The organism is Pseudomonas sp. 8_5_2, from assembly GCF_059295255.1.
The window spans coordinates 2,556,983-2,574,828 of the sequence record NZ_CM181238.1 but is presented as its reverse complement, the minus strand read 5'-3'; the positions used below and the strand labels follow the sequence as shown (position 1 = coordinate 2,574,828).

The 17,846-nt window shown below is 62.2% G+C and carries 15 protein-coding genes and 1 pseudogene; 8 read left to right on the top strand and 8 right to left on the bottom strand.

The window, feature by feature from the left end:
- Nucleotides 1–231: 231 nt before the first annotated feature.
- The 4 genes and pseudogenes from AC5O5R_RS11840 to AC5O5R_RS11825 form a co-directional block, all read left to right on the top strand.
- Nucleotides 232–1,644, top strand: coding sequence for a purine-cytosine permease family protein (locus tag AC5O5R_RS11840; protein ID WP_172226335.1), 1,413 nt, complete (start codon nucleotides 232–234; stop codon nucleotides 1,642–1,644).
- A 437-nt stretch (nucleotides 1,645–2,081) separates the two neighbouring features.
- Nucleotides 2,082–3,011 (top strand): DMT family transporter, encoded by a 930-nt coding sequence (locus AC5O5R_RS11835; protein WP_494515394.1) that lies wholly within the window; start codon nucleotides 2,082–2,084, stop codon nucleotides 3,009–3,011.
- A 301-nt stretch (nucleotides 3,012–3,312) separates the two neighbouring features.
- The gene (locus AC5O5R_RS11830) at nucleotides 3,313–3,960 is read left to right on the top strand and encodes an isochorismatase family protein (protein WP_172226329.1); all 648 of its coding nucleotides are present in this window, start codon (nucleotides 3,313–3,315) and stop codon (nucleotides 3,958–3,960) included.
- Between the two features lie 136 nt (nucleotides 3,961–4,096).
- Nucleotides 4,097–4,376: pseudogene (locus tag AC5O5R_RS11825) on the top strand (SDR family oxidoreductase); the annotation flags it as partial.
- A 240-nt stretch (nucleotides 4,377–4,616) separates the two neighbouring features.
- Here AC5O5R_RS11825 and AC5O5R_RS11820 read toward each other — a convergent pair.
- The 3 genes from AC5O5R_RS11820 to AC5O5R_RS11810 form a co-directional block, all read right to left on the bottom strand.
- Nucleotides 4,617–5,015 (bottom strand): NUDIX domain-containing protein, encoded by a 399-nt coding sequence (locus tag AC5O5R_RS11820; protein WP_172285268.1) that lies wholly within the window; start codon nucleotides 5,013–5,015, stop codon nucleotides 4,617–4,619.
- Nucleotides 5,016–5,382: 367 nt separating this feature from the next.
- Nucleotides 5,383–5,907, bottom strand: a complete 525-nt coding sequence (locus tag AC5O5R_RS11815) for a hypothetical protein (RefSeq protein ID WP_172226323.1) — start codon at nucleotides 5,905–5,907, stop codon at nucleotides 5,383–5,385.
- Between the two features lie 98 nt (nucleotides 5,908–6,005).
- Nucleotides 6,006–6,896, bottom strand: coding sequence for a LysR family transcriptional regulator (locus AC5O5R_RS11810; RefSeq protein ID WP_172226320.1), 891 nt, complete (start codon nucleotides 6,894–6,896; stop codon nucleotides 6,006–6,008).
- Between the two features lie 112 nt (nucleotides 6,897–7,008).
- On the opposite strand from AC5O5R_RS11810, the gene AC5O5R_RS11805 reads away from it, so the two are divergent.
- Both AC5O5R_RS11805 and ppnN read left to right on the top strand, forming a co-directional pair.
- The gene (locus AC5O5R_RS11805) at nucleotides 7,009–8,070 is read left to right on the top strand and encodes a YeiH family protein (RefSeq protein ID WP_494515393.1); all 1,062 of its coding nucleotides are present in this window, start codon (nucleotides 7,009–7,011) and stop codon (nucleotides 8,068–8,070) included.
- Nucleotides 8,071–8,218: 148 nt separating this feature from the next.
- On the top strand, nucleotides 8,219–9,592 hold the full coding sequence (ppnN, locus tag AC5O5R_RS11800) for a nucleotide 5'-monophosphate nucleosidase PpnN (RefSeq protein ID WP_172285266.1): 1,374 nt from the start codon (nucleotides 8,219–8,221) through the stop codon (nucleotides 9,590–9,592).
- Here ppnN and AC5O5R_RS11795 read toward each other — a convergent pair.
- Nucleotides 9,577–9,717, bottom strand: coding sequence for a hypothetical protein (locus tag AC5O5R_RS11795; protein ID WP_494515392.1), 141 nt, complete (start codon nucleotides 9,715–9,717; stop codon nucleotides 9,577–9,579). The two genes, ppnN and AC5O5R_RS11795, sit on opposite strands and share 16 nt — an antisense overlap.
- 467 nt (nucleotides 9,718–10,184) lie before the next feature.
- On the opposite strand from AC5O5R_RS11795, the gene AC5O5R_RS11790 reads away from it, so the two are divergent.
- Nucleotides 10,185–10,358, top strand: coding sequence for a hypothetical protein (locus tag AC5O5R_RS11790; protein ID WP_494515487.1), 174 nt, complete (start codon nucleotides 10,185–10,187; stop codon nucleotides 10,356–10,358).
- Nucleotides 10,359–10,951: 593 nt separating this feature from the next.
- Here AC5O5R_RS11790 and AC5O5R_RS11785 read toward each other — a convergent pair.
- Together AC5O5R_RS11785 and pssA are read right to left on the bottom strand one after the other, a co-directional pair.
- A complete protein-coding gene (locus AC5O5R_RS11785) occupies nucleotides 10,952–12,097 on the bottom strand; it encodes a GGDEF domain-containing protein (RefSeq protein WP_172229596.1) in 1,146 nt (381 codons plus the stop codon).
- 466 nt (nucleotides 12,098–12,563) lie between these two features.
- Complete coding sequence (gene pssA / locus AC5O5R_RS11780; protein ID WP_172229574.1) at nucleotides 12,564–13,892, bottom strand: CDP-diacylglycerol--serine O-phosphatidyltransferase; 1,329 nt, start codon at nucleotides 13,890–13,892, stop codon at nucleotides 12,564–12,566.
- 181 nt (nucleotides 13,893–14,073) lie between these two features.
- On the opposite strand from pssA, the gene cahR reads away from it, so the two are divergent.
- The gene (gene cahR, locus AC5O5R_RS11775; protein ID WP_172229571.1) at nucleotides 14,074–15,066 is read left to right on the top strand and encodes a transcriptional regulator CahA; all 993 of its coding nucleotides are present in this window, start codon (nucleotides 14,074–14,076) and stop codon (nucleotides 15,064–15,066) included.
- Between the two features lie 68 nt (nucleotides 15,067–15,134).
- Here cahR and AC5O5R_RS11770 read toward each other — a convergent pair whose 3' ends face one another.
- A complete protein-coding gene (locus AC5O5R_RS11770; protein WP_172229568.1) occupies nucleotides 15,135–16,469 on the bottom strand; it encodes an MFS transporter in 1,335 nt (444 codons plus the stop codon).
- 161 nt (nucleotides 16,470–16,630) lie between these two features.
- Nucleotides 16,631–17,842 carry a creatinase gene (gene creA, locus AC5O5R_RS11765; protein ID WP_172229565.1) on the bottom strand — a complete coding sequence of 404 codons (1,212 nt, stop codon included), beginning with the start codon at nucleotides 17,840–17,842 and terminating at the stop codon, nucleotides 16,631–16,633.
- Nucleotides 17,843–17,846 lie beyond the last annotated feature (4 nt).

Genomic DNA, 17,846 nt, shown 5'->3' with positions numbered 1-17,846 from the left:
CCATCCGCCTGATCCCTCTATTTCAGGCCCTCGCGCCAAATGGCACCCTCCTTGCTACCGTCACCCGCTTAAGCTTTTGTCAGCCTTAGGTTTTTTAACGTTTGTGGGCACATATTTACTAATTTCCCGTTATCCCGGCGCCCCGCATCATCGCTCCAACAAGAACGCGTCGCCCTTCGCCGGCACGCCCCCGGGCAGTTCCCGATGCCCTACCTTGCCTTGGAGTCAGTCATGACCAGTGCAGCCAATACGGCACCCCTGATAGAAAAACACACGATCGGCTACGTGCCCCCGCAAGACCGCCATGGAAAGGTAAGGGATCTGTTCACACTGTGGTTCGGCGGCAATATCGCGCCGCTGCCCATCGTCACCGGCGCGCTGGGCGTGCAGCTGTTTCACCTGAACCTGGTGTGGGGCGTTGTCGCCATCCTGGTCGGCCACCTGGTCGGCGGCGTGCTGATGGCGCTGCATTCGGCCCAGGGCCCGCAAATGGGCATCCCGCAGATGATCCAGAGCCGCGCCCAGTTCGGCACCCTCGGCGCGCTGCTGGTGGTGGTGATCGCCGGGGTGATGTACATCGGCTTCTTCGCCTCCAATATCGTGCTGGCCGGCAAATCGCTGCATGGTGTGGTCGACGCCGTGCCGGTGTCGGTGGGCATCGTCATCGGCGCGCTGGGCTCGGGCATCATCGGCATCATCGGCTATCGCTTCATCCACGTGCTCAACCGCATTGGCACCTGGGTGTTGGGTATCGGTATCGTGGTCGGCTTCGGCTACATCTTCACCCACGTGCAAAGCGACGATTTCCTGACCCGCGGCGGCTTCAACCTGGCCGGCTGGCTGGCCACCGTGTCGCTGGCGGCGCTGTGGCAGATCGCTTTTGCGCCCTATGTATCGGACTACTCGCGCTACCTGCCGGCAGATGTAAAAGTCAGCTCTACCTTCTGGACCACCTACCTCGGCTCGGCCCTGGGCTCGAGCCTGTCGTTCATCTTTGGCGCCGTGGCGGTGCTGGCGATTCCGGCCGGCATGGACACCATGGACGCGGTCAAGCTGGCCACCGGCACCCTGGGCCCGGTCATGCTGGTGCTGTTCCTGCTCAGCGTGATCAGCCACAACGCCCTCAACCTGTATGGTGCGGTGCTGTCGCTGATCACCCTGGTGCAAACCTTCGCCTACCGCTGGATCCCCACCGCCAAGAGCCGAGCGGTATTGTCGCTGATCGTGCTGTCGGCCTGCTGCGTGGTGGCGGTGTTCGCCTCGGCAGACTTCATCGGCCACTTCGTCGACATGGTGCTGGTGCTGCTGGTAGTGCTTGTGCCGTGGACTGCGATCAACCTGATCGACTTCTATGTCATTCACAAGGGTGACTACGACATCCAGTCGATCTTCCAGGTCGATGGCGGCATTTACGGACGTTACAACCCGCAGGCGCTGATCGCGTATGCGATCGGCATCGTGGTGCAGATCCCGTTCATGAACACGCCGCTGTACGTCGGGCCGATCTCCGAGCATATCAACGGGGCCGATCTGTCCTGGCTGGTGGGGTTGGCAATCACCTCGCCCCTGTACTGGTGGCTGGCCAGCCGTGACAGTGCCTACCGTCGTCGGCAGACGAGTGCCAAGCTTGCCATGGGGCACTGATTCAGCCTGATCCGGCCCCTCAGCGGGTAAACCCTACACGGGTCTCAACCTCGGTAATACCTGAGTGGGAGCGGGTTCACCCGCGAAGAGGCCAGATCAGACAACCCACAACGCCCCTCCCCGCACAAAGCCGCCAGACACCACGCGGCGCAGCAAGGCAACAGCCAATGTCGCGATCAGACAAGCACACGTCGCCCGCAACCGGCTGCCAATCCCTGTATACAAAAATAATACACACATCGACCAGCCCCGCGCCGTGGGCTGGCTGGTGTGGTACCTGCGAGTAAGCAGCCTCGCTTCACAATTCCAACGCTGTGGCGCCTTTTTGCACCGGGCAGTTCGTCCGGGCTCATAACGATAAAACTTCCAGTATTAAAGACCCGCGCCGCGCCAGCCGGGAGTGCTTGCGCGCGTCACATTGTGAAGACTTGACTGCCATGATCGCGACTTCAATCCCCGTAGCCGGTGCTGCCACCGGCCACCGTAACGCCCTGTGCGTTGCTCATATCGCCGCTGTGTTGTTCGGCCTGACCGGTATCTTCGGTCACCTGATCGAAGCCGACGCCAGCATCATCACCTTTGGCCGCGCCACCTTCGCCTTCATCGCCCTGGGCTTCGTTGCCGGGCTGAAAGGCACCCGCCTGCTCGATGCAATCACCTTGCGCAACCTGCCCGTGCTGGGCCTGACTGGCGCCCTGCTGGCCACCCACTGGGTGACCTTCTTCATCGCCGTGAAAGTGGGCGGCGTGGCTGTGGCCACACTGGGCTTCGCCAGCTTCCCGGCGTTTATCGCCATGATCGAGCGCAGCGTGTTCGGCCAGCGGATCGGTGCCGTGCAAGGTCTGCTGTTGCTGATGGTCACTGCCGGCCTGGTGATGGTGGTGCCATCGTTCGACCTGCTCGACAGCGGCACCATCGGCCTGCTCTGGGGCCTGGGCTCGGGCCTGGCCTTCGCTCTGCTGACCGTGGCCAACCGCCGCAATGCCTCGAACATGAACGCCATGCAGGTGGCGTTCTGGCAGAACGTGGTGGTGGCTGCGCTGGTGGCCCCGTTTGCCTTCACTCATCTGGGCAATACCAGCCTGGGCGGCAGTGACTGGGTCAACCTGGCGCTGCTGGGGGTATTTTGCACCGGGCTTTCGCAGTTCCTGTTCGTCAAGAGCCTGGAGGGCCTGGAAGCACGCACTGCGGGGATGATCATCGCGCTGGAGCCGGTGTACGCGATTCTGGGTGCGTGGTGGTTGTTCGGCGACCAGCCGACCCTGCGCATGGCGGCGGGGGCTGCCTTGATCGTGCTGGCGACTATCCTGGCAGCAGCGCGCAAGGCCCCGGCTGAGCAAGGGGATACCAGCCGCTGCGCGCAATGAAGTGAAGCGGCTGCTCGATCGACAGGAATAACACTATCGAGGGGAGCGGCCGCTTTATTAGTGGTCTAGAACCAAGAGCCATACGCTGGCGGGGCATCCTGCGCAAACGCGCGCGCCCCTTCATGCGCGGCAATTACAGCATTGACCTCACTCACGCAATTCAACTTCGAAATTCACAGCAAGCACGCTCAGCAGGTTGGTAAGCTGGCATTCATGTCAGGTCCAATTACCTCATTTCCCCCCTGGCATCAGACTTTGGTCAAACACAAATGCCCGCGCCCCACGGCCAGGAGGAATCGTCATGAAGATCGCCAGTTTCGATGTCGACGCGCAAAACGGCTTCACCGCCAACGCCCCGCACGAGCTGCCCGTCCCCGAAGGCGACGAAATCGCGGCTGATCTGAATGCCATGGCCCTGCGCGCCGACCTGCGCCTGGGAAGCAAGGACGCCCACCCTGCCAACGCCGCGTGGGTGGTGGCCGAGCCCGCGAGCATGCTGCAACCCTTGCAGTTGGCCAACGCCGACCTGACCTGGGTCAGCCACTGCGTGCCTGGCACGCCAGGCTTCGAACTGCTGCCCGGCCTGCCCGCGCCGATCGATTACGACTATTTCGTGTGGAAAGGGGTCGAACCCGACCTGCACCCCTACGGCGCCTGCTACCACGACCTGGCCGAACGCCGCTCCACCGGGGTAATCGAATTTCTGAAGGTGCAGCAGGTAGCCGCAGTGATCGTCGGCGGCCTGGCCCTGGACTACTGCGTCAAGACCACCGCCCGCCAACTGCGCCAGGCCGGGTTTCAGGTGCTGCTGTACCTGCCGGCCTGCCGCGCCCTCACCCAGGCAGGCGCCATCGAGGCCTGTGGCGCGCTGGCCGCCGAGGGCGTGATCCTCTGCGGCGATGAAGCCGCGCTCGACCACCAGCTTGGCCTGGTCAAACAAGACCGTTGATGAGCGAAAGCGTTCTCGTAATCGTTGCCTTGGCCATGGCCGGTTGCAACCGAGGCTTTAGCCCGCTGGTCAGCCCTTCGGAACAGGTCTGCCTGGCTCAATCTCCATCGCTATACCAGCTATGGAGGTGAAGGTGATGATTGATCCAACTACAGGTATGAAGGCAGGTCAGCGCTACTCGGTGGAGAATGTTGAACGTGCACACCAGTTCACTGGCTTCTTTCTCGATGGAAAATACTATCTTGGCCCCGAGTTGCTGACAGCCGTAGGCTGGGTGGAGGGCAAACGCTTCATTTACGACAACCTGGACGCTGCGGGTGAACCGGTCTTTCCTGACCGCGTGGCCGGAGAGGTGGAAGACCTGACACTGACCTTGGTGGATGGCACAGCATTGAAGCTTTCCAGGGTGGAAGTCAGCGCCATGCCTGAAGACGTCGAGGCAGCTGATCGGGTGCAGGCCGACGCTGCGCAGGACCACGAGCCGAGCGACGTGAAACCTGGCGAAAAAAGTCTCGCGCCAACTGTTACGCAGCGATGGCTCGCAGACGGCGGTCTGACCCGTAAGGACAAAATACCGTTATTGGTGAGTGCCGCAGTCATCGGTTTAGTTACCGGGTTGATCATCACCCATACGCAGCGCCGGCGCCGCTGAAGCGCTACACGGTCAGTGCCGGCAACTGGCTGGACAAGAGCCCAGCGGCTGTTGCATTCAACATCGCGGGGCTTAGCTTGTCTCTGACTACCCATTTCAAGGCCACGATTTCATTGCAAGCCATGGGTTTTTGATCATCATCGAAATGTGTGGTGAAAACGTGGTGGACTGTACACCCCACCTTCACCGTGCACAGCGCAAACAAACCGTGGCCTTCAATGGACGTCTCCTCCCTAAGCTCCCGTGCTGCGGCCGCGACAGGCGACTCGCCCTGCTCGATTGCGCCGCCCGGGAAATTCCACTTTCCACTTTTTTTCCGAACCAGCAGGACTTTGCCGCTTCGAAGGCAAATTATCGTCGCCCTGGCCTTGATCTTGGCTTTTCGCGCTTTATTGTCCCGCATGCACACACTCAGCTCGTCATTGGGTTCATATCCGTCTCGTTGTAGCGAAGAGAGACTTATTCCCTGAAGACTCACCTTTATGACGACTCGTTCAACCTGATAGACACAGCTGCTAACCAACAAGCCATTACCCTTTACTTGAGCCGCGGTTGGCTGGGCTGGACGTCGCTGACGTTTTGCAGATGTTGCTTTCACTCAATTTTCACTACTTCGAGGGCAGACTTGGTCCATCCCTACGTGATAGACCTTGCCCGACTAGCAGCGGGCTTTCTTTTGCCCGCAAATCGTATACTGCAGATGGCGCCCGGCTTTATAGCGAGGTCAGGCTTTCCCGAACGAGGCCACTACCCGCCCGCCTGTTCCAAGCTCACGCCAGCTGGATGTACACCGAGTAACACCCCAGCAGCATCCAGAATACGAGAAAGATCCAAGGCGTTCGAAGTGAGAACAGCAGCGATTTCCGATGCCCTGCCTGTGACGTTTCGGCTTCGCAGAACAGCGGCGACTCATCATAAGCCAGCCCCATGAGCGGCTCGCTGCGCAGCAGGTGGCTCTGTTTCAACTGCCAGTGGTCGATGATGCGATAGGCCGCACGTATTCCCGGCCAGGCATTGAGAGAGCTGAGAACGCCCAATAACGCGAGAAACGCGGGCACGATCAGGGTGAACATCTCTCCCCATGACTGATTCAGATTGCCCATGGAAGATACGAACGCAATGACCAGGAAGGACTGGGCGGCCAGATACGCATCAGTGCGGTTGGCCAGGATGCTGGTCTCGTACTGAATCTCTCTGCGGTAGAAATCCAGTCGCTCCTTGGGCGAACCGAACATCCTGGCATTGTGTTCCGTCACCTCATGCTCAGGGGTTTGCGGTGTAATGATTCGGGGCACTGCGCTACTCCTGAATGCATCTACGTGTATGCAGTAGAGCAACCCCCGGTTTGAAAATTCATTGCGGTTAAACCTGTGCCTGCAGGGGGACCTTGCAGTCAACCCACCTCTCGCTGCATGCCCACACACAACTCCAGAAACCGCGCAGCAGCCCGCGAAGGCGTGGCCGCATGCGGCATCAATATGGAAAACCGCCTGACCAGCGCCTGCGGCGCAACCTGCAACCGGCGCAACGCCCCATCCTCATGCCGTATCGACATCGCTGATACAAAGCCGATCCCCATCCCGGCCCGCACCGCCTCCTTCACGCCCTCCACACCGGCAATCTCCAGCGCTACACGCATCGCCACGCCGTCGCGGGCAAACGCCCGCTCGACGATCTGCCGCACACCTGATCCGCTCTCGCGCAGCACTAACGGATAAGCACCCAGCGACACCAGCGTTTGCTGGTCACTTTCTGCCAGTGGATGCCCACGCGGCACGATTGCCACGATCTCGTCCTGGCGCCATGCCGTCACCTCCGTTCCCAACGGCAGCTCTTGCCCGGGGGGCCCTTCGATCAGGGCGATATCGACAGTGTCCAGCGCAGCCACGATCTCTGCAGTGTTGCCGTGTGATGTAGTCACCAGCACATCCGGGTAGCGGGCGTGAAAATCGGCGATCAGGTACGGCAGCAGGTAGCTGGCCGGTGTGGTGCTGGCACCGATGCGCAGCGTCCCGCGCTCCAACCCGCGCATGGCCTCGCGCAGCGCCTGGGCCTGGCGAAAGGTTTCACGCAGGCGCTGGGCATGCGCCAGCAACTGCTCGCCAGCCGCCGTCAACCGCACGCCGCGGCCGGCACGCTGGTAAAGGGGCTCGCCAAAGGCCTCCTGCAGCAGCTTGAGCTGGCCGGACACCGCCGGCTGCGACAGGTGCAGGGCCTGCGCGGCATGGCTGATGTTGCCGTGCTCGGCAACAGTGGCAAATGTTATCAGCTGTTCTGGGGTCATGAATTGAAAATATCAGCTATCCGGATATTTGCCATTCTAAATTACGATTTTTTATAAGCTTATAACCAGATTAACGTAGGGCTTGTCGAAACACCCTTCCCGGAGGACTCACATGGCCACGGTTCCGTCCACCCCTGCTTTTGCACCTGCCCTCTCTACCCGAGGGCGGCTCAATGGCATCCTTTTCGTCGCGCTGTTCGCGTTTGCAGTCACCGAGCTGGCCGCCATCCCGGCCATCGCCAACCTGGGCATCAGCCCGCTCATCGTCGGCATCGTGGCAGGGGCGCTGTACGGCAATGCCCTGCGCGATGGCGTGCCGGCAAGCTGGGCGGCGGGCATCAACTTTTCCGCCCGCGGCCTGCTGCGCATTGCCGTGGCGTTTTTTGGGCTGCGGGTTAGCTTGCAGGAAATTGCCGAAGTCGGCTGGTCGGGGCTGTTGGTGTCGCTGCTGGTGGTGGGCAGCACCCTGCTGATCGGCCTTTGGTGCGGCATGAAGCTGTTCAAGCTGGACCGCGATACCGCCTTGCTGACCGCTGCCGGCAGTGCCATCTGTGGTGCCGCAGCCGTGCTGGCCTTTGAGTCGGCGCTGCGCAGCGCCCCGCATAAAAGCGCCATGGCGGTGGGTAGCGTGGTGCTGTTCGGTACCTTGTCGATGTTCCTTTACCCACTGGCGATCAACGCTGGCTGGCTGCACCTGGACACCATGGGTGCCGGGCTGCTGCTGGGCGGGACCATTCACGAGGTGGCACAGGTGGTGGGCGCGGCCAGCAACGTCAGCCCCGAGGCCACGCATATCGCCACCATCGTCAAGATGACCCGGGTAATGCTGCTGGTACCGGTGTTGCTGGTGGTGGGCCTGTGGATCAGCCGCTCGCGGCAGGCGGGCCAGGCGCAAGGCAACGGGCGCATCGCCATGCCCTGGTTCGCCTTCGGCTTCCTGGCGCTGGTGCTGGTGAATTCGCTGCAGGTGCTGCCGGGCAGCGTGACCCAGGCGGTGAACAGCCTGGACACCTTTGCCCTGACCATGGCCATGACCGCGCTGGGTATGGAGACGCGCTTCAGCCAGATCCGCCAGGCTGGGCCACGGGCGCTGGCTACCGGGGCGATCCTGAACCTGTGGCTGATGGGTGGGGGATTGGCGATTACCCTGGGGGTGCAGAAACTGCTGGGCTGACTGGAGACCGGGTCGCCTGCTTCGCAAGTAGACCCGCGAAGCAGGCGACTCGGCTTCAAGGTTTTTCACAGCCCCCCTCGTTGCCGTCCACATTTCTAGGTATGGTGGTGTCAAAGAAGGATGTTTTACCCGCACAGGAAAGACTTAGATGCCTCAACGCCATGTCATCAATGCATCCGTCAGCCCCAAAGGCAGCCTGGAGACGCTGTCACAACGTGAAGTGCAGCAACTGAGTGAAGTCGGTACCGGTAGCCTTTACACCCTGTTCCGCCAGTGCGCCCTGGCCATCCTCAACACCGGCGCCCATGTCGACAATGCCAAGACCATCCTCGAGGCCTATAAGGACTTCGAGGTGCGCATCCACCAACAGGACCGCGGCGTACGCCTGGAGCTGCTGAATGCCCCGGCCGACGCCTTCGTCGATGGCGAAATGATCGCCAGCACCCGTGAAATGCTGTTCAGCGCCCTGCGCGACATCGTCTATACCGAAAGCGAGCTGGCCAGCCAGCGCATCGACCTGGAAAGCTCCCAGGGCATCACCGATTACGTCTTCCACCTGCTGCGCAATGCCCGTACTCTGCGCCCGGGCGTGGAGCCGAAGATGGTGGTGTGCTGGGGCGGCCACTCGATCAGCACCGAGGAATACCAGTACACCAAGAAGGTCGGCCACGAGCTGGGCCTGCGCAAACTGGACGTGTGTACCGGCTGCGGCCCTGGCGTGATGAAGGGGCCGATGAAGGGCGCTACCATCGCCCACGCCAAGCAGCGGATGCACGGCAGCCGCTACCTGGGGCTGACCGAGCCGGGCATCATCGCGGCCGAGGCGCCCAACCCGATCGTCAATGAACTGGTGATCCTGCCGGACATCGAGAAGCGCCTGGAGGCCTTCGTGCGTGTCGGCCATGGCATCATCATCTTCCCCGGTGGCGCCGGTACGGCCGAGGAGTTCCTGTACCTGCTGGGCATCCTCATGCACCCGGACAACCGCGACCTGCCGTTCCCGGTGGTGCTCACCGGCCCGCGCAGCGCCGAGCCGTATCTGCAGCAGTTGCACGCGTTTGTCGGCGCCACCTTGGGCGAAGCGGCGCACCGCCTGTACGAAATCATCATCGACGACCCGGCGGAAGTTGCCCGGCAGATGGTCGAAGGCCTGAAAGCGGTGAAGCAGTTCCGCCGCGAGCGCAACGATGCCTTCCACTTCAACTGGCTGATGAAGATCGAGGAGAGCTTCCAACGCCCGTTCGACCCCACCCACCAGGCCATGGCCGACCTGCAGCTACGTCGCGAGCTGCCGCCCCATGAACTGGCCGCCAACCTGCGCCGGGCGTTCTCCGGGATTGTGGCAGGCAACGTCAAGGACAAGGGCATCCGCCTGATCGAAGAGCACGGGCCATATCAGATCCGTGGCGACAGCGCCGTACTGGATCCTCTGGGCCGGCTGTTGCAGGCCTTCGTCGACCAGCACCGGATGAAGCTGCCTGGCGGCGCAGCGTATGTGCCGTGCTATCAGGTAGTCACCTGAAACCAACTCCCCCTGCCGTTGATCTTGATCTTGATCTTGATCTTGATCTTGATCTTGATCTTGATCTTGATCTTCGCGACTTCAGGAGGCCGAACGCAGGCCTTGCGGAGGGAGGTGACGGGCATGGATGCCCGTCAAGCGCTGGGCCCCAGGATGGGGCCTGCAGCGCGGTCCTCCCGGGAGCAAGGCCGGAGTGAGGGCACCCCGGAGCGCAGCGTAGGGGCCGGATGATGGGAGCGAGCGGTTTTTGGTTACTTTTTTCCAAGAAAAAAAGTGACTCGCCGTAAGGGCGAAAAGGTGAGTCAGCGTCGCCATCGCACATGGACAGTTCGCCATATCTAAACCGGCGCATAAGATTCAAGCTTCACGCCATGGGCATTCATATCAAGTAGACATTCATTAGCGAGGGTGGCGCTGAGTCACCTTTCCGCCCTTACGGCGGGTCACTTTTGTCTTGGCAAAAGTAACCAAAACCGCCCGTTCCCATCATCCGGCCCCTACGCTGCGCTTCGGGGTTCCCTCGCTCCGGGCTTGCTCCCGGGAGGACCGCGCTGCAGGCCCCATCCTGGGGCCCAGCGCTTGACGGGCATCCATGCCCGTCACCTCCCTCCGCAAGCCCTGCGCTCGGCCTCCTGAAGTCGCAATCTGTGTCGCCTGGACTATCGCGCGCTTAGAAGCAAAGCAAGAGCAGAAGCAGGAACTGTTGCTGTTGCTGTTGCTGTTGCTGTTGCTGTTGCTGTTGCTGTTGCTGTTGCTGTTGCTGTAGATCTTGATCTTGATCTTGATCTTGATCTTCGCGACTTCAGGAGGCCGAACGCAGGCCTTGCGGAGGGAGGTGACGGGCATGGATGCCCGTCAAGCGCTGGGCCCCAGGATGGGGCCTGCAGCGCGGTCCTCCCGGGAGCAAGGCCGGAGTGAGGGCACCCCGGAGCGCAGCGTAGGGGCCGGATGATGGGAGCGAGCGGTTTTTGGTTACTTTTTTCCAAGAAAAAAAGTGACTCGCCGTAAGGGCGAAAAGGTGAGTCAGCGTCGCCATCGCAAATGGACTGTTCGCCGTATCGAAACCGGCGCATAAGCTTCAAACTTCAAACTTCAAGCCATGGGCATTCACATCAAGTAGACATTCATTAGCGAGGGTGGCGCTGAGTCACCTTTCCGCTCTTACGGCGGGTCACTTTTGTCTTGGCAAAAGTAACCATGGGCCTGTCCCGTCACCTCCCTCCGCAAACCCTGCGCTCAGCCTCCTGAAGTCGCAATCCGTGGCACCTGGACTATCGCGCTTAGAAGCAAAAGCCAGAGCAAAGCAACAGCAAGAGCTGTTGCCTTGACCTTGATCGTCGCGACCTCAGGAGATGTCGATTACTGGCCGATATCAGCCATCGGCCGCTCGACAAAACGCAAACTGTCCCGCCCCCCGCGCTTGGACTGATACAACGCCACATCCCCCTGCTCGATCAACGCCGCCAAGCTAGCCGGCGCCTGGTCGAACACATTGGCGCCGATACTCAAGGTAACCGCCTGCGGAGTAGGCACCGTCTTGCCGGCATACTGCTGGAACTGCTCGCGCAACACCCCGCCCAACTCCGCTACCCGCTCGCTGCTGGCCCCACTCAGCAGAATGACAAACTCATCGCCCCCCAACCGCGCCGCCAGTGAGCGCTCGGGCAGCACCGCGCGAATCATCTCGCTCAGGGCAACCAGCAAGCGGTCCCCGGCAATGTGCCCATGCAGGTCATTCACCAGCTTGAAATTGTCGATGTCGATCAGCAGCAATGCCCCAGGCTGCGCCGGGCTCACATCCTTGAAGAAATGCGCTGCCCGCACCTCCAGCGCGCGCCGGTTGTACAGCGCCGTCAGCGGGTCGCGGGCTGCCAGCCGGGCGATGCGCTCCTCGCGCCGGTAGCGCACGGTGCCGGTCATCGACAAGGCAATCAGCATGATCGCCATCGCCCCTTCTACCAGGGAAACCTGAATGATCAGCCCGCCAAAGGTTGCCAGGTCAATCAATGTACCCGGCGTGATCGCGATGATCGCCTTCACCACATAGAACAATCCGTGGATCAGCAGTACGTAGCGCAACTGCACCGCGCCGACGCTCAGCGACTTGCCGTGCGGGCGCAGCAGGAAGCTGGCCTTGAGGGTCAATGCCGCGACCAGCAACGAGTTGACCATCAGCATCACCTTTGACCACTGCGGCCCCACGGGCAACAGCAGCAAGGCGAACCAGACCACCACGATGATCAACCAGGCACGCGACAAGCGGTCATGGGTAAAGCGCAACACGCCCAGCAGGAAGAACCCGTGGGCGATCACCAGCAAGCCATTGGCGAACCAGATGCCGATGAACAGCAAGCCGATCCCGCGCAACAACGCCAGGATGCAACCGACGGTAATAGTGGCGAAGCCCGCACTCCAGTAAAGCAGCGAGGGTTCGCGGACACTGCGCCATTCGATCGCCAGGTACAGGGCAGCTGCTGCAGCCAAGGCGATCGAGATGGTCAGCATCGTAGGTGGATCTAGCGCCATATACGCTTTGGCCTATCTGGTTAACGAGGAAAGGGCGCGATTGTATGCGCACGTAATGACTTTTCAGAGGGGGCTTGCACACTTGCCGACAAATGATAGCCCAGCCTCCAGGCCATTCATGCAGCATAGATATCATATTGATATCACTGCTCCCTGGGCACCGCAACCTGACGAGAGGCCTGCCCTTCGCGCTGTTCGCCCGCGCCCGGCGCTGCAAGCTGTTGCCCGGACAAAAAGCTCACCAGAAGCCGCCCGTGCGAACTCAGTCGCTCCCAGTCGCGAAAGCACATTCCCGATGGCGGTGTCGGCCGCCAGCAATCGCCTGCGCTTACTCATGTTCGAAAAAAAGCGATTCACACAGGGATTGCATAAGGGCTGACAGGTGTTTGCCGCAAGATATGCAGCGCCGGTGAGATCCCGTCAAAGCCAGCAAAGCCAAAAAGCCTCAAAGCACCCGCTTGATCAACGGCTCCAACCGGCTATACCGCAACCTTCGCAGCAACTTGCGCACGTCCTTCGGGTGCTCGGTCTTGGCCCCGAGCGCTTCGGCCGAGCCGATCTTCGGCGCATGCCGGCGCAATTCGGTCAGCTCCGCTTCCCGCGGCGCCAGCCACTGCCCCTGCGGGTCATCGATCAGCAGGCCGTTCTCCAGGTCCAGGTTGAACCCGCGCGGGTTCAGGTTGTTGCCGGTCAGCAGCGAATAACGCTGGTCTATCCACACGCCCTTGGCATGGAAGGTATGCCCCGGATCGTTCCAGATACGCACCTGCAACTGGCCGCTGGCGATCGCGCCGTGGCGGCGCCGGGCGAAGGCGCGCAGGTTGTCCTCGTACAAATAAGGCAACGCACCGCTGGCACTGAACGGCTCGCCAGGGGCGATATAGAAATCGTTGGCCGTGCGGTCACCGACGATCAGCTCCACCTGTACCCCCCGCGCCAAGGCTTGATCGAGCTCGCGCATCAGCACCCGCGGCGGGTTGAAATACGGCGTGCTGATGATGACCTGCTCGCGCGCGGCCGCCAGCAACGCGCACACAGTGCGGTTCAGCGGGTTGCCACGGCCCACACCGAGCAGCGGGATCACCCGCAGGCCCTGCCCCGCTCCGCTGGCAGGTGCCTGGTAGACCATGCGCCGCAGCCGCGCGCGCAAACGCCGAATGTCCCCCCGCAGGCTGCGGGTGGATGGCGGCTGCGGCAGATCGAGGCGCGGTGTGGCGGTGTGGTGCAGCAGACGCCGCACCAGATCGACCATGGCATCGGCCAGCGCTGGCGACTGGAACAGGTGGTAGCGGTCCAGCCGATAGCGATCGAAGCGGTGCAGGTATACGTTGTTCAAGCTGGCACCGGTGTAGATCACGCAGTCGTCGATGATGCTGCCCTTCAGGTGCAAGACCCCGAACAGCTCGCGGGTCTGCACCGGCACCCCATGGATGACGATGTCCAGCCCGTGGTGCTGGCGCTGGGCCTGGTACCACGCGGCATTGCCCGGCTGGCGCCCGCCGCCCAGCAGGCCGCGCCTGGCACGGAACCAGTCGACCACGATGGTGATTTCCAGGCCTGGCCGCGCCGCCTTGGCCTGGTACAGGGCATCCAGCACTTCCTGGCCGGCCTCGTCTTCCTGCAGGTACAGCGCGACGATGACGATACGCCGGCTCGCGGTGCGGATGCGCTCCAGCAGGCAGGCGCAGTAGGCTTTGGCGTCCGGCAATACCTGGATCGACTCGGGCGCCACGGCGTAGCCTGGCAATTCCGCCAGCATGGTTTCGGGGTTCACTCACGATCACCTTATGTGTGCAATCACTGTCGGCCCCGCCAACCGGCGGGGCCATTCCTGGCCGCAGTGCCGGGGGTGTAAGATCGACCCGGCAACGACCTATAACAACAAGAACCACGCGAGGCTGTATTTTCTCACTGCCCCTGACGAACTATGCCTCAGCTTGCACAGGAACCGCGCAATGGTCCACCCCGCATCTGCAAACCTGTCGACGTCTACAGTAAAGACCTTCGGCTTTCTGATCCTGCCCAATTTCACCACCATCGGCCTGGCCTCTGCCGTCGAGACCCTGCGCATGGCCAACCTGGCAGCGCGCCGGCCGCTGTTTCGCACCGTGCTCATCGCCGCGGACGACGCACCGGTGATGGCCAGCAACGGCATGCGCGTGCTGCCCGACTTCAGCATCGCCAACGCCCCCGCGCTGGATGCGCTGCTGGTGGTCGGCGCCAACCCGATCGACCGTGGCCGTGGCAATCGCCCGCTGATCGACTGGCTGCGCCAGCTGGCCCGCCAACGCCTGCCGCTGGGCGGTATCTGCACCGGCAGCTACCTGCTGGCCAGGGCGGAGCTGCTCAAGGGCTATCGCTGCACTATCCACTGGGAAGACCTGCCGACATTGCAGGCACAATTCCCCGGCATTGTCATATCCAGCCAGTTGTTCGAGCTGGACCGCGACCGTTATACCTGCTCGGGCGGCGTGGCCGCGATGGACATGATGCTGCAACTGGTGGCCCGCGAGCCCGGCGGCCAGGACATCGCGGCCAAGGCCGCCGAGCTGCTGCTGTGCGACCGGGTGCGCGGCGAACGTGAGCGCCAGCGGGTGCCGCTGCGCACCCTGCTGGGCAGTGCCCAGCCCAAGCTGAGCCAGGTGGTGGCGATCATGGAGGCCAACCTCGAAGAGCCGCTGGGGCTGGAAGAGCTGGCCGACCTCAACCAGGTGACCGTGCGCCAGTTGGAGCGGCTGTTCCACAAATACCTGCAGCGCACGCCCAGCCAGTATTACCTGCAGCTACGGTTGTCGCGGGCGCGCGAATTGCTGCTGCGCAGCGACGTACAGGTGCGTGAGGTGGCGCTGGCCTGCGGGTTCAGTTCGCCGGCGCATTTTTCCAAGAGCTATAGCCGGTTCTTCGGGTTGTCGCCGCTGGGGGAGCGGCGTCAGGCTTCGTTGCATTGATTCAGGTTGTGTTTACGTTTTGCCGGCCCTTTCGCGGATTCACCCGCTAAAGGGCCGGCACTGGCCAATCAGTCTTCCAGGGCCACGTGGGCTGTCTCCCGGCACATCAGCATGGCTACCAGCGCCACCAGTGCCGCCGCCAGCAAATACCCCGCCGGTGCCAGCTTGCTGCCGGTCACCTGGATCAGCCAGGTGGCAATGAACGGCGCGGTCCCGCCGAACAACGCGTTGGCCAGGTTGAAACTCAGGGCAAAGCCGCTGAAACGCACCCGGGTCGGGAAGATTTCCGCCAGCAGGCACGGCAAGGTGCCATCGTTCATCGCCAGCATCGCCCCGAAGATGATCTGGATCGCCAGGATCACCAGCAAAGGCTGGCCGTCAAGCAGGCGGAACAGTGGCACGGTCAAGCCCAGGAACAACAGTGAGGCCACCACCAGCATGGTCTTGCGTCCAAAGTGGTCGGACAGCCGTCCCATCAGGAAAATCAGCCCGATATAGGTGGCCAGCGACACCGTCGAGGCGATGAACGAATCCCGCTCGCTCATGCCCATTTCAGTAGACAGGTAAGTGGGCATGTAGCTCAGCAGCAGGTAGAACGCCACCGCGTTCAGGCATGTGACGCCCAGGCCGATGGCCAGGCTGCGCCGGTGCTTGCTCAACAGTTCACGGATCGGCGCGGGGGTCATGCAGGCCTTGTTCTCCAGGCGCTGCTCCATTTCCAGAAACTTGGGCGTGTCCTGCAGGCTCATGCGGATGTAGCGCCCCACCAGGCCGAATGGCGCTGCCAGCAGAAACGGCAGACGCCAGCCCCATTCGTGCAGGGCTTCACTGCTGAGCAGCTCATGCAGCACGGCGACAAACGCCGCGCCGAACAGCAAACCGGCTGCGGTGCTGGCCGGTACGATACTGGTGTACATGCCACGCCGGCCGGGCGGCGCGTACTCGGCGAGGAAGGCGGCGGCACCGGCGTACTCGCCCGACGCCGAAAAGCCCTGCACCAGGCGGATCAGCAACAACAGGCACGGCGCCCACAGGCCGATCTGTGCATAGCCTGGCAACAGGCCAATGCAGAAGGTAGACAGCGACATGATCAGGATCGACAACGACAAGGCGTTGCGCCGCCCGTGGCGATCACCGAAATGGCCCCAGATCACGCCGCCCAGCGGGCGCACCAGGAACGACAGGGCGAACACCGCGAAGGTCGCCAGCAGGCCGGTGGCTTTGTCGGTTTGCGGGAAGAAGGTGGCGGCGATGATGGTGGCCAGGTAGCCGTAGGCGGCGTAGTCGAACCACTCGACGAAATTGCCCATGAAACTGGCCCGGGCGGCCTTGCGCAAGGCCTGGCGTTCAGCGCTGGGCGCGGCGCCGTCGAGGGTGGGAGCGTTCAGGATGGTGCTGGACATGACGGGTACCCTCTGATTCTTTTAATTGGAGGCAGGGTCTGGTGGTCATACAGTTATTTTTTTGTTGTCTGGGCCGGCCTCTTCGCGGCTGAAGCCGCTCCCACTGGGCCCTCTACAGGCCTTATGGGAGCGGGTCAGCCGCGAAGCAGGCCGCGCGATGCTTATTTGCGAATGATGTTGTGCTCCGGCCCATACGGGAACTTGGTGATGTTCTCGGCACCGCTGTCATTGACGATCAGGATGTCATGCTCGCGGTACCCACCGGCACCCGGTCGCCCTTCGGGCAACATGATCATCGGCTCGATCGACACCACCATGCCCGGCTCCAGCACGGTGTCGATGTCTTCACGCAGCTCCAGCCCCGCCTCGCGGCCATAGTAGTGGCTAAGCGTGCCGAACGAATGACCATAACCGAAGGTGCGGTACTGCAGCAGGTCATGACGCAGGAAGATCTCGTTCAGTTCATGGGCGATGTCACTGCAGCGCATGCCCGGGCGTACCAGTTTCAAGCCGGCCTCGTGCACTTCGACGTTGGCCTGCCACAGGCGCAGGTACTCGTCCGGGCAGTGGTCGAGGAACAGCGTGCGCTCCAGCGCCGTGTAGTAGCCGGCGATCATCGGGAAGCAGTTGAGGCTGAGGATCTCGCCCTTGCCGACCCGGCGGCTGGTGACCGGGTTGTGTGCCCCATCAGTATTGAGCCCGGACTGGAACCAGGTCCAGGTGTCCATCAGTTCGGCATCGGGGAAACGCCTGGCGATTTCGCGCACCATCGCCTGGGTGGCATGCAGCGCCACTTCGTATTCAGGCACCTGATCGCGCAGTGCCTCGACCACCGCGGCACCGCCGATGTCGGCCACCTGCGCACCGTGGCGGATCAGTGCCTGCTCCTCGGCCGACTTGATCATGCGCATGCGCATGCACGGCGCACCGATGTCCAGCAGCTCGGCCTTGGGGTAGCAGGCGGCGAGTTTGCTGTGGTTCTGCAGGTTGAGGTGGTCGTATTCCACACCGATGCGCGAGGCCAGCGGCAGCGCCTGCTGGATGGCGACGAAATAGTTGTCACGTTGCCAGTCGGTGTAGACGATGTTGTCGCCGCCGACCGTGCGCCGCCAGGGTTGCCCGCCATCGATGTTGGCACTGATCGAGACCACCTTGTCCTGGGTTATCACCAGCGCATAGGGGCGGCCGAACGAGCAGTACAGGAAGTCGCTATAGTAGTTGACGTTGTGGTACGAGGTGAAGATTGCCGCCTCGATGTCCTGCTCGGCCATGTAGGCCCGCAGCCGGGCGTGGCGGGCAGCATATTCCTGGGCCGAGAAAGTCGGCTGGACCTTGTCGCCGTTGTGGATTTTCAGGGTCTTGGGCATTTGCATGGTC